General features: G+C 65.5%; 13 protein-coding genes and 1 pseudogene. 12 read left to right on the top strand and 2 right to left on the bottom strand.

The features are described 5' to 3' along the window. Both JaAD80_RS26670 and JaAD80_RS26665 read right to left on the bottom strand, forming a co-directional pair. Nucleotides 1–1,080: ExeA family protein (locus JaAD80_RS26670; protein ID WP_258003201.1), on the bottom strand; the 1,080-nt coding region annotated here is incomplete at its 3' end. Continuing rightward, nucleotides 1,077–1,874 carry an ABC transporter ATP-binding protein gene (locus tag JaAD80_RS26665; RefSeq protein ID WP_258003200.1) on the bottom strand — a complete coding sequence of 266 codons (798 nt, stop codon included), beginning with the start codon at nt 1,872–1,874 and terminating at the stop codon, nt 1,077–1,079. The genes JaAD80_RS26670 and JaAD80_RS26665, both read right to left, overlap by 4 nt. A 136-nt stretch (nt 1,875–2,010) precedes the next feature. Between JaAD80_RS26665 and JaAD80_RS26660 the strand changes: the two genes are divergently transcribed. From JaAD80_RS26660 to gspM, 12 genes and pseudogenes are all read left to right on the top strand, one after another. Further along, nucleotides 2,011–3,714 (top strand): GspE/PulE family protein, encoded by a 1,704-nt coding sequence (locus tag JaAD80_RS26660; protein WP_102299057.1) that lies wholly within the window; start codon nt 2,011–2,013, stop codon nt 3,712–3,714. 1 nt (nt 3,715) lies between these two features. Next, nucleotides 3,716–4,951 carry a type II secretion system F family protein gene (locus JaAD80_RS26655; protein ID WP_102299056.1) on the top strand — a complete coding sequence of 412 codons (1,236 nt, stop codon included), beginning with the start codon at nt 3,716–3,718 and terminating at the stop codon, nt 4,949–4,951. Beyond that, nucleotides 4,951–5,457 carry a type II secretion system protein gene (locus tag JaAD80_RS26650; protein ID WP_102299054.1) on the top strand — a complete coding sequence of 169 codons (507 nt, stop codon included), beginning with the start codon at nt 4,951–4,953 and terminating at the stop codon, nt 5,455–5,457. Before JaAD80_RS26655 ends, JaAD80_RS26650 begins: the two co-directional genes overlap by 1 nt. A 73-nt stretch (nt 5,458–5,530) precedes the next feature. Beyond that, a complete protein-coding gene (locus tag JaAD80_RS31905) occupies nt 5,531–6,028 on the top strand; it encodes a type II secretion system protein (RefSeq protein ID WP_102299053.1) in 498 nt (165 codons plus the stop codon). A 129-nt stretch (nt 6,029–6,157) separates the two neighbouring features. Further along, nucleotides 6,158–6,256, top strand: a pseudogene (locus JaAD80_RS31700) (prepilin-type N-terminal cleavage/methylation domain-containing protein); the annotation flags it as partial. Nucleotides 6,257–6,350: 94 nt separating this feature from the next. Beyond that, the gene (locus JaAD80_RS31695) at nt 6,351–6,746 is read left to right on the top strand and encodes an MSHA biogenesis protein MshC (protein ID WP_258003202.1); all 396 of its coding nucleotides are present in this window, start codon (nt 6,351–6,353) and stop codon (nt 6,744–6,746) included. After that, nucleotides 6,736–7,299: a prepilin-type N-terminal cleavage/methylation domain-containing protein gene (locus JaAD80_RS26630; protein WP_102299050.1), complete on the top strand. Its 564-nt coding sequence runs from the start codon at nt 6,736–6,738 to the stop codon at nt 7,297–7,299. The genes JaAD80_RS31695 and JaAD80_RS26630 overlap by 11 nt, the downstream gene beginning before the upstream one ends. After that, nucleotides 7,296–8,192 (top strand): prepilin-type N-terminal cleavage/methylation domain-containing protein, encoded by an 897-nt coding sequence (locus tag JaAD80_RS26625; protein ID WP_102299049.1) that lies wholly within the window; start codon nt 7,296–7,298, stop codon nt 8,190–8,192. Before JaAD80_RS26630 ends, JaAD80_RS26625 begins: the two co-directional genes overlap by 4 nt. Beyond that, nucleotides 8,189–8,650 (top strand): agglutinin biogenesis protein MshP, encoded by a 462-nt coding sequence (locus JaAD80_RS26620; protein ID WP_258003199.1) that lies wholly within the window; start codon nt 8,189–8,191, stop codon nt 8,648–8,650. The genes JaAD80_RS26625 and JaAD80_RS26620 overlap by 4 nt, the downstream gene beginning before the upstream one ends. Nucleotides 8,651–8,960: 310 nt before the next feature. Continuing rightward, nucleotides 8,961–9,749 (top strand): agglutinin biogenesis protein MshI, encoded by a 789-nt coding sequence (gene pilM / locus JaAD80_RS26615; RefSeq protein WP_308410651.1) that lies wholly within the window; start codon nt 8,961–8,963, stop codon nt 9,747–9,749. Further along, a complete protein-coding gene (locus JaAD80_RS26610) occupies nt 9,746–10,411 on the top strand; it encodes a PilN domain-containing protein (RefSeq protein ID WP_102299047.1) in 666 nt (221 codons plus the stop codon). The genes pilM and JaAD80_RS26610 overlap by 4 nt, the downstream gene beginning before the upstream one ends. Continuing rightward, a partial coding sequence (gspM, locus tag JaAD80_RS26605) for a type II secretion system protein GspM (protein WP_146012553.1) occupies nt 10,411–10,886 on the top strand: 476 nt, incomplete at its 3' end. The genes JaAD80_RS26610 and gspM, both read left to right, overlap by 1 nt.

Genomic DNA, 10,886 nt, shown 5'->3' with positions numbered 1-10,886 from the left:
TTCGCCTGTCCCGCTGATTGCGCTGGCGCGGCGTGTGCCACTCGTGGCGCTTGAACCCGCTGCACCGCTTGCAGCGCCTGTGCCGCCTGTGCCGCCCGCACCTGCCGCCCATCCTGGCGCCAGCCATTGCCACAGCAGGGCGGCGGCCAGCACCAGCATCAGTGCGCTCAGGGTGGCCGCCAGCAGCCGGCCCGCATGCCATGGCGCGGGCTGGAAGGGGCTGTCGGCGATGGCCAGCCGCATGTGGCGTCCCTGCACTTGCTGCGCATCGTCCGCAAAGGCGGCCAGCAAGGCCTTGTCGGCCAGAATGTTAATCCTGCGCACGATGCCTTGCGAGGCGTGCGCCAGCTGGCGCAGCGCAGCCGGCGTAAACATGAGCGGCGCCGCGCGTCCCGCCGCCGCCAGCCGGCATGCGAGGTAATCGTTCAGCAAGGCGGGCGGCAGGCGCGGCACGGTAAAGCTGTGGGTGATGCGTTCCTTGAGCTGGCGCAGCTGCGGCAAATCCAGGGTGCGGTCCAGTTCCGGCTGGCCGAACAGCACGATTTGCAGCAGCTTGTGGCTGGCCGTTTCCAGGTTCGTCAGCAGCCGCACGGCTTCCAGGGTGGCCACCGGCATGGCTTGCGCTTCTTCGGCCAGCAGCACCACCTGGCGTCCGGCCGCATGCCTTGCGATGAGTTCGGCATGCAGGGTGCGCAGCACTTCATCGGCGCGGCGTCCGTCCAGCTCCAGGCCCAGTTCGGCGGCGATGGCGTACAGCACTTCGTCCGGCTCCAGGCAGGGATTGAGCAGGTACAGCACCTCGACGTGCGCCGGCAGCCGCTCGGCCAGCATGCGGCACAGCATGGTCTTGCCGCTGCCCACTTCGCCCGTCAGCTTGACGATGCCTTCGCCTTGCGTGACGGCGTACAGCAGCGCGTCGAGCAGGGCGCCGCGCGTATTGCCCTCATAAAAAAAGGCGGGATCCGGGGTGATGCCGAACGGCGCCGTGCGCAACTGGAAATGGCGCAGGTACATGCCGTGCGGCGATGGCGCGTAAGCGCTGCCCGGTGGCGTGCCCGGCGCCTGCGTCCCGGCGCTCATGTGCCGATGCAATTCAAAAAGGCCTGCTCCAGGCTGGCATCGGGCGCGCCGCCGTGGCGGGCGCGGCATTCAGCGGGCGTGCCGGTAAACAGCATGCGGCCCTGGTGCAAAATGGCCATGCGGTCGCACAGCTCGTCCACGTCGGCCAGCGCGTGCGAGGTGAAAAAGGCACCCCGGCCCTGCGCCTGCAGTTGCCGCAGCGCCTGCTTGAAGAGGGCACGCGCCTTCGGGTCGAGTCCGCTCATCGGTTCGTCGAGCAGCAGCTGCGGCTTGCCCGACAGCAGGCAGGCGGCCAATCCCAGTTTTTGCATCATGCCCTTGGAGTACGTGTGCGCGGGGCGCAGCAGCGCCTGCGGCGCCAGGTCCAGCGCCGCCAGGGCTTGCTCCACTGGCGCTTGCGCATGGCGCACGTCGTGCAAGCTGAGCTGGTAGCGCAGGAAATCGCCGCCCGTCAGGTAGTGCGGCGCCTGGAAGCGCTCGGGCAGGAAAGCCAGGGGCTGGCGCGCAGCGCTGTGCCGGTGCGGCTGGCCAAAGATGGCGATGCTGCCCTGTTCCGGCGTGCAAAAATCGAGCAGGCATTTGAGCAGTGTCGTCTTGCCCGCGCCGTTCACGCCGACCAGGCCGAACAGTTCGCCCGCGCGCACCTGCAGGTCAACGCCGCGCAGCACGGCGGCGCCGGCCAGCTGTTTGTGCACGTTGTGGAACTCGATGGCGCAGGCGTTCATAAGGGCGGGAAGGGCGGTGAAAAACGGTGAACGGCCATCATTATTGTCATGCGTGACGGCGCCCGGCAAGTGTTTCCTTGTAGAGTGCTGAAATGCACAAAAATCAAGCGGCGGAATGTATTTTCTTTAAGAAACAACAGGTTCTGGAATAAAATACCTGCGCGCCCCCATGGGGCATGTCTGTCGAATCTGTCGAGGAGCAAGCATGGCAAGGCCAGAGAAAGTCCGGCTCGGTGAAATTTTGGTGCAGCAGAAGTTGCTGACGGAAGAACAGTTGGGCCAGGCCTTGACGGAGCAGAAGCGTTCCGGACGCAAGCTGGGACGGGTGTTTGTCGAGCACGGGTTCGTCACGGAAGAACAGATCTCCGGCGCGCTGGCGCGCCAGCTGGACATTCCCTACATCAATCTGAAATTTTTCAATATCAATCCCGAGCTGGTGCGGCTGCTGCCGGAAACCCAGGCGCGGCGTTTCCGCGCGCTGGTGCTGGAAGACCGCCGCGAGGGCTTGCTGGTCGGCATGTCCGACCCGACCGACCTGTTTGCCTACGATGAAATTTCGCGCCTGGTCAAGCGGCAGATCGAACTGGCCGTGGTCAACGAAACGGAAGTGCTGGCGGCCATCGACCGCATCTACCGCCGCACGGAAGATATTTCCACCCTGACGCGCGAGCTGGAGCAGGACCTGGGCGACGTCTCTGTCGACTTCGGCGCGCTGGCCGTCAATCCGGGCCTGGAAGAGGCGCCTATCGTCAAGCTGCTGCAATCCGTGTTCGAGGATGCCACGCAGGTGCGCGCCTCCGACATCCACATCGAGCCGCAGGAAGGCCGGCTGCAGATCCGCTTCCGCATCGACGGCGTGCTGCATCTGCAGACGGAAGCGGACAGCAAGATCGCCAGTTCGCTGGCGCTGCGCTTAAAACTGATGTCGGACCTGGATATTTCCGAGAAGCGCCTGCCGCAGGATGGCCGCTTCGCCATCCGCGTGAAAAACCAGCGCATCGACGTGCGTATCTCGACCATGCCGACGCAGTATGGCGAATCGGTGGTGATGCGTCTGCTGAACCAGGGCGGCACCACCCTGCGCCTGGACGCCATCGGCATGCCGCCCAAGCTGGTGGAGCAGTTCCGCGCCATCGTGCACCGCCCCAACGGCCTGGTGCTGGTGACGGGGCCGACCGGCAGCGGCAAGACGACAACCCTGTACTGCGCGCTGGCCGAACTGAATTCGGTGGAAAAAAAGCTCATCACGGTGGAAGACCCCGTCGAGTACCGCCTGTCCGGCATCAACCAGGTGCAAGTCAATGACAAGATCGAGCTGAACTTCGCCCGCGTGCTGCGCTCGGCCCTGCGCCAGGATCCGGACATCGTGCTGGTGGGCGAGATGCGCGACCAGGAAACGGCGCAGATCGGTTTGCGCGCCGCCATGACCGGTCACCTGGTGCTGTCGACCCTGCACACCAACGATGCCATCAGCACGCCGCTGCGCCTGATGGACATGGGCGTGCCGCGCTACATGGTGGGCAGTTCGCTGCAAGCCGTCCTGGCGCAGCGCCTGGTGCGCGTGATCTGCGAAAGCTGCAGCACGCCATATGTGCCCACGCCAAACGAATACGAATGGCTGCGCCTGGAACTGGGCGAGCTGGTCGAACGTAACCAGTATTTCCATGGCAAGGGCTGTTCGCATTGCAACGGCATGGGCTACCGGGGCCGCACGGGCGTCTACGAATTGCTGGAAATCACGCGCGCCGTGGCGGACGCCGCCAACCATGCCGATCCGTCCCACTTCATGAAGGTGGCGTCGGCGCAGATGGCGGGCGAAACCTTGCGCCGGCATGCGGTGCAGCTGGTGGTGCAAGGCCGCACGACGGTGACGGAAGCCATGCGCATCAGCAACCAGAGCGAGGATTGAGGTGCCGTTCTTTGCTTACAAGGCACGCAACGCCAACGGCGAACTGCTGACCGGGGTGATGGAAGGGGCCGACAGCGGCGCCGTGGCCGACCAGCTGATGGCCGGCGGCATCACGCCCGTCGACATCAGCGCCACCAAGCAGACGGTGACGGGCGCCGGCGCCAGCCAGTTGAACTGGTGGGACAAACTGACGGAGAAAAAAGTCACGCCCATGGACGTGCAGCTGTTCAGCCGCCAGCTGTACACCCTGCTGAAAGCGGGCGTGCCCATCATGCGCGGCCTGGCCGGCTTGCAGGAGTCCGCCATCAGCCCCGCTTTCGGCCGCATCATCAAGGATGTGCGCGAGTCGCTCGACGCGGGGCGCGAACTGTCGGCTGCCATGGCGCGCCACCCCACGATATTCACGCCCTTCTATCTGTCGATGGTGCGCGTGGGTGAAATGACGGGGCGCCTGGACGAAGTGTTTTTGCGCCTGTTTGACCACCTGGAATTTGACCGCGACATGCGCGCGCGCGTGAAATCGGCCACGCGCTATCCGTCGTTCGTGATGGTGGCCATGATCGCCGCCATGGTCGTCGTCAACATGTTCGTCATCCCGCAATTCGAGAAAGTGTTTGCCAGCTTCCACGCGGAACTGCCGCTGATGACGCGCATCCTGATCGGCACGTCGCGCTTCACCATCGATTACTGGCCCGTCCTGCTGCTGCTGGCGGCGGGCGCCTTTTTCGGCTGGCGCGCCTGGCTGGGCACGAAAGCGGGACAGTACAAATGGGATCGCGCCAAGCTGCGCCTGCCGATCGCCGGCAAGATCATCCTGAAGGGCACCATGGCCCGCTTCGCGCGCAGCTTCGCCCTGTCGAGCACGAGCGGCGTGCCCATCGTGCAGGCGCTGACGGTGGTGTCGCAAACGGTCGACAATACCTACCTGAGTTCGCGCGTGGAACAGATGCGCGACGGCGTCGAGCGCGGCGAGAGCATCTTGCGCACCTCGGTGGCGGCCAACGTGTTTACGCCCGTGGTGCTGCAGATGATAGCCGTGGGCGAGGAATCGGGTTCGCTCGACGACTTGATGGACGAGATCGCGGCCATGTACGAGCGCGAAGTCGATTACGAGCTGAAAACCCTGTCGGCGCAGATCGAGCCGATACTCATCGTCTTCCTTGGCGCCCTCGTGCTGGTGCTGGCGCTGGGCATCTTCCTGCCGATCTGGGACCTGGGCAAGGCGGCCCTGCACTGATGGGCGTCCGGACCCGCCAGCGCGGCTTCACCCTGTTCGAGCTGGCCGTGGTGGCCGCCGTGTTCGCCATCCTGGTGACGGTGTTTCTCAGCCGCGTGAGCGACTACCAGCAGAAGGCGCAGCAGGTGGCCATGGCGCAGACGCTGGGCGCGCTGCGCACCAGCCTGCGCGTGCAGGCCCTGCAGCTGTACCTGGCGGGCCGGCGCACGCAGCTGCCTGCGCTGGCGCGGCAAAACCCCTTCGACTGGCTGGAGGAAAAACCCGCCAACTATCTGGGCGAGTTTGACGCTCCGGCGCTGGACAGACTGCCGGCGGGAAATTGGCTATACGACAGAAAAGAGCAGAAAGTCATCTATTTGTTAAGTAGTGGCAATATTTTTTCCCGTTCGAGTGTTGGTTCAGTGAAATTTAAGGTAACCTTGCCTGGTGCAGACGCCGATGTTGAAAAGCTCGCCCAGGAACCCGATATCGTGGTGTGGAAAACGCCGGACTCGACAGCAAATTGAATGCCATTGAGTGCGCGCAGCGAAAGTTTCATGTATTGGTTTCATGTTTTTATATTGATTTTGGAGAGCTGGTATGAATAAATCCTTACGTAATCTGAAGAGCGGCGCGCAGGGCGGTTTTACCCTGATCGAGCTGGTGGTTGTGATTGTCATCCTGGGCATTCTGGCGGCAACGGCAATTCCCCGCTTTACGAATCTGGCGGCTGATGCGCGCTTCGCGAAGATGCAGGCCGCCGCCGGCGCCTTACGCGCCGCCTCGGCCATGTACCACGCTCAATGGCTGGTCAACAGCAACAATGCCGCCACGCCCGACGTGACGATGGAAGGCTTGGCGATCACTGGCGCGAACGGCTACCCGACCGCCGATGCCGCCGGCATCGTTGCTGCCGCCGGCGGCCTGGCTGACTACCAGGTAGCCGTTGCTGCCGGTAACGTGACGATCACGCCGGATCCGGGCCATGTCGGTACCCAGTGCAACGTGGTGTACACCCCGGCGGTTGCCGCCCCGGCTGGTACCGCGGTGACGCCGCCAACGGTGGTCATCAACGCCACCCAGGCTAACTGCGGCTAAGCGCGCAGCGCCTCTTGCCCTGGGGGCAGGGCCTGGCCCTGTCCCGTCACCAGCACCACCGCACCAGCACCAGCCCAACCCCAGGCTCCGGCCAGTTGGGCTTTTTTACGGGTAGTCCATTTGTCTTCCATGCCAGTCACACGCCTGTCCGCTCCCCGCCGCGCCGCCTTGCCGTCGCGGCGGCGCGGCGCGCGCGGCTTCACGCTGATCGAACTGGTGACGGTACTGGTGCTGGCCGGCGTGATGGCGGCCTTCGCGGGCGCGCGCTTTTTTTCAGCGCGAGACGTTCGATGCGCGCAGTTTCAGCGACCAGGCGGCCAGCATGCTGCGCTATGCGCAAAAGCTGGCCGTGGCGCAGAACCGCCCCGTCTTCGTGCGCCTCAATGCCGGCGGCCTGGCCGTGTGTTTCGATGCGCTCTGCAGCCCCGCCAGCCGGGTGGTCGCGCCAGGTGGACGCAACAGTGGCAGTCGCGAGACGCGCCAGTATTGCAATGGCCAGGATGCCTGGCTGTGCGAAGGCGTTCCCGCCAGCGTGGCCCTGGGCACCAATCCTGCCGGTACGGCGGGCTTTTATTTTGACGCGCTGGGCCAGCCGTATGCGCTGGCCAATGCCTTCCCGGCGCCGTCCACCTTCCCGGCCCGCCTGCGCCTGGGCATCCAGGGCACGGACATGCTGCGCACCATCACGGTGGAAGGGGGGACCGGTTATGTCTATTAATCGGTGGCGGCACCGGCGCCAGCGCGGCGTGACCCTGGTGGAAGTGGTGCTGTTCATCGTCATCGTCGGCGTGGCCTCCGTCGGCATCATGGAAGTGATGCGCCTGACGACGCAGCACAGTGCCGATCCGCAACTGCGCAAGCAGGCGCTGGCCATCGCCGAAGGCATGCTGGAAGAAATCCAGCTGGCGCGCTTTACCTTTTGCGATCCGCTGGACCCGGCCGCCGAAACGGCCGCCAGTCCGGCCGCCTGCACCATCCCGGAAGGACCGGGCCAGGAGGCGGGCGGCGTGCCGCGCCCGTTCGACAACGTCAACGATTACGTGACCGCTTACGGCACGCCCGTTGCCTATGCGACCGATGCGCAAGGCAATGCCTGGGCCGCCGGCGCGGGCCAGCAATACATTGCCCGGGTGACGATCACCCAGGAGGCGCTGAACGGCTTGCCCGCCACGGAAAGCCTGCGCATCCGCGTCAGCGTGGCGTATGCCCCCGGCGAGGATATCGTGCTCGACGGCTACCGCGTGCGCTACGCGCCCAACAGCATCCCATGAAAAATTTTATTCACACGCAGCGCCGCCAGCGCGGCTTTACCCTGATGGAGATGGTCATCGTCATCGTCATCACGGGCATCATCGGCGGCATGGTGGCCGTCTTCATCCGCGTGCCCGTGCAAGGCTATGTGGATACGACGGCGCGCGCCACCCTGGCCGATGCGGCCGATACGGCGGCGCGGCGCCTGGCGCGCGACGTGCGCCTGGCCTTGCCCAACAGCGTGCGCGTGACGGGCGGCGGCCTGTTCCTGGAACTGCTGCTGACCAAGACGGGCGGGCGCTATCTGGGCGAAAACGACCCGCCGGGCCTTGGCAACGTACTGGGCTTCACGCCGGGCCAGGTCTATCCGTCCAGCTTTACCATCGTTGGCGCCGCGCCCGCCGATACGCTGGGCACGCGCCAGGCGATCAGCGTGGGCGACCAGATCGTCGTGTATAACCTGGGCCAGGCGTACGCGCCGAACAATGCCTACACCTGCAGCGCCGGCACCGGCTGCAACCGCGCGCCCGTGACGGGTGTGGCCGGCACTGTCGTCTCGCTGGGCAGCTACCCGTTCGCCACGGCGCCGGCGCCGCTGCCTTCGCCATCGAACCGCTTCCAGGTGGTGACGACGCCCGTCACGTATGCCTGCAATCTGACGACAGGCACCTTGACCCGCTACGAACGCTACGCGATCGGCCCGAACCAGCCGGCCGCCGAGACTGGCGCGCCGCTGGCCGGCGCCACGGCGGCGCTGCTGGCGCGCCAGGTGGCGCGCTGCGTCTTCAGCTACAACGCCCTGGCCAACGTGCAGCGCGGGCTGGTGAATATCGACCTGAGCCTGGGCGTGCCGAACACCAGTGCCGGCGTCGTGCGCCTGGTGCAGCAGGTGCAAGTGAGGAATACGCCATGATGCAATCGACCCCGCTGCGCCGCGCGCAGCGTATGCGCGGTTTCAGCCTCGTCACGGCGATTTTTCTGCTGGTGGTGCTGGCCGGACTGGCCGTCGCCATGGTCAGCATCAGCACCGTCCAGCACACGCAGTCGGCCATGGACGTACAGGGCGTGCGCGCCGAGCAGGCCGCGCGCGCCGGGCTCGAATGGGGCTTGCGCCAGCAGGTGGCGGCGGGCCTGGCTGCCGGCGCCCCATGCATCGGGGCCTCCGCGTTCGCCTTGCCGGCGGGCACGACACTGTCGCCATTTACCGTCAGCGTGCAATGCACGCTGGCCACCGGCCCCGGCACCTTGTCCAGCTGGACCATCACCGCCACGGCCTGCAACCAGCCGGCCGCAGCCATGCCGCGCTGCCCGAATCCCGGCAATAACCCCGATTATGTCCAGCGCCGGCTGCAAGCCGTGTTGTCGCAGTGAGGTGAAGTAGAGAAAAAGATCGCTAATTTATTGTTTTTGCACAATAAAGTTGGCTTCATGAATTAAAATTGGTTTGATGCATTATCTGCGCGACAAGATCGGGCAGGCACTTACACTGGATCGTACGCATGGGTTTATTCGCAAGAGCAAAGAAGTACGATGGCTGGCTGGCCACGGCGTTTGGCCGTGACGGCATCAGCGCCGTCGTGGTCGAACGTCCCGCCGGCGGCATGCCGCGCGTGCTGGGCGCCAGCTTCCAGGCCGCCACGCGCCGGCGCCGGCCGAGGCGCTGGAAAAACTGGGCAAGGAATTGCAGGCCGCATCGCGCCACTGCACCACCGTGCTGGCGGGCGGCGAGTACCAGCTGCTGTCGCTGGAAGCGCCCGCCGTGCCGCGCGAGGAACTCAAAACGGCCGTCGGCTGGCGCCTGAAGGATATGCTGGACTTTCCCCTGGCCGACGCCACCATCGATGTCTTCGACATTCCCGGCGACCCCAACGGCACCCAGCGCGGCAGCAGCGTGTTTGCCGTGGCTGCGCGCAACAGTGCCGTGTCCGCGCGCCAGGCGCTGTACACGGAATGCAAGATCGGCCTGTCCGTGATCGACATACCGGAGATGGCGCAGCGCAATATCGCCACCTTGCTGGAAACCCCGGGGCGCGGCATTGCCGTGCTGTCCTTCGATGGCGATGGCGGCTTGCTGACCATGAGCTTCAATGGCGAGCTGTACCAGGCGCGCCGCATTGACGTCACGCTGGTGCAGCTGCAGTCGGCAGACGCCAGCCAGTACCATGACCGCGTCACCCTGGAACTGCAGCGCACCTTCGACCATTTCGAGCGCCAGTTCCATTTCATTTCGCTGGCGCGCCTGATGCTGATGACGGGCGGCGGCGATGGCTTGCACGCTTATCTGGCCGACAATCTGTACATGCCGGTGGAACAGCTGGATCTGGCCACGGTGCTCGATCTGAGCCAGGTGGCGGCCTTGCGCGAAGGCGCCATGCAGGTGCGCTACTTCCTCGCGCTGGGCGCCGCCTTGCGCGAGCAGGGCGCAACGGACGGCCGCCAAGCGGCCAAGGCGGAAGGGAAGGGCGCATGAGCCAGCAGATCAATCTCTTCAATCCCAGGTTTGAACGAAAGAAAGAATATGTCACGGCGCGCACGGCCAGCCAGGCCCTGGGCGTGCTGGTGCTGGTGCTGCTGGCCTTGAGCATCGCGGGCCAGCGCAAGGTGGCGGCGCTGGAAGCGCGGGAAGCGGGCATGCAGGCGGCCCTGGCGCAAGGCGAAGCCAGGCGCGACAAGACCATGCGTGATTTCCCGCCGCGCAAGAAAGATCCTGCGCTGGAACAGGAAGTGGCCGCTGCCGAAGCGCAGCGCCAGTTGCTGCAGGATGCCTCGGCCGTGCTGGCCAGTGGCGAGCTGGGTAATACGCAAGGCTATGCCGGCTATTTCCGCGCGCTGTCGCAAGCCCGGGTGGAAGGCGTGTGGCTGACGGGCGTGAGCATCAGCGGCGCCGGCAATGCCATCGGTTTGCAGGGCCGCGCCTTGCAAGCGTCGCTATTGCCAGCCTACATCAAGCGGCTGGGCCAGCAGGAAGTGTTGAAGGGCAAGACTTTTTCCAGCCTCGACATCGGCCTGCCGGAGCAGCCCGCCGTGGCGGACGCCAAGGCGCCGGCGGCACCGACGGTACCCTACGTGGCGTTCAGCCTGCAGTCAGCAGCCACGCCGGCATCGGCCGCGCAAGCGGGAGGGACGCGCTGATGCTGCCATTGCTGAAAAAATGGGCCGCCGCCTTCGATGCGCTGAGCCTGCGCGAACGGGTAATGGTATTTGGCGCCAGCGTGGCCGCCGTCGTCTTCCTGTTCTATTTCATGCTGTTCACGCCGCAGTCCGCCAAGCAGGCGCGGCTTGAGGCCAGCATTGCGCAAAAGCAGACGGAATTGATTGCCGTCGACAAGGTCATCGAACTGACCATGCTGGCGCACAGCACGGACCCCGACCAGGATGCGCGGGCCCGCCTGGCATCGCTGCTGGCGGAAACGGCCAGCCTGACGGGCGCGCTGCGCCAGCAGCAGCATGGCCTGGTGGCGCCCGAACGCATGGTCGCGCTGCTGGAACAATTGCTGGGCCAGCATGCGCGCCTGCGTGTGATTTCCTTGAAAACCTTGCCAGCCACCACGGTGGGCGATGCCCAGCCGCCTGCGCCTGCCGCCGCGGCCGCGCCTGGCGCCAAGCC

Origin of the sequence: Janthinobacterium sp. AD80 (assembly GCF_002878455.1) — a bacterium.
Lineage (GTDB): Bacteria > Pseudomonadota > Gammaproteobacteria > Burkholderiales > Burkholderiaceae_D > Janthinobacterium.
Note: the sequence above shows the minus strand (reverse complement) of the source record. Positions and strands in the feature narration are given on the sequence as shown.

What these genes read in the sequence shown, in the direction of transcription:
- JaAD80_RS26660 (WP_102299057.1), top strand. Translation starts at nt 2,011, where the DNA reads ATGGCAAGGCCAGAGAAAGTCCGGCTCGGTGAAATTTTGGTGCAGCAG.
- JaAD80_RS26625 (WP_102299049.1), top strand. Translation starts at nt 7,296, where the DNA reads ATGAAAAATTTTATTCACACGCAGCGCCGCCAGCGCGGCTTTACCCTG.
- JaAD80_RS26630 (WP_102299050.1), top strand. Translation starts at nt 6,736, where the DNA reads ATGTCTATTAATCGGTGGCGGCACCGGCGCCAGCGCGGCGTGACCCTG.
- JaAD80_RS26610 (WP_102299047.1), top strand. Translation starts at nt 9,746, where the DNA reads ATGAGCCAGCAGATCAATCTCTTCAATCCCAGGTTTGAACGAAAGAAA.
- JaAD80_RS31695 (WP_258003202.1), top strand. Translation starts at nt 6,351, where the DNA reads ATGCTGCGCTATGCGCAAAAGCTGGCCGTGGCGCAGAACCGCCCCGTC.
- JaAD80_RS26620 (WP_258003199.1), top strand. Translation starts at nt 8,189, where the DNA reads ATGATGCAATCGACCCCGCTGCGCCGCGCGCAGCGTATGCGCGGTTTC.
- JaAD80_RS26650 (WP_102299054.1), top strand. Translation starts at nt 4,951, where the DNA reads ATGGGCGTCCGGACCCGCCAGCGCGGCTTCACCCTGTTCGAGCTGGCC.
- JaAD80_RS31905 (WP_102299053.1), top strand. Translation starts at nt 5,531, where the DNA reads ATGAATAAATCCTTACGTAATCTGAAGAGCGGCGCGCAGGGCGGTTTT.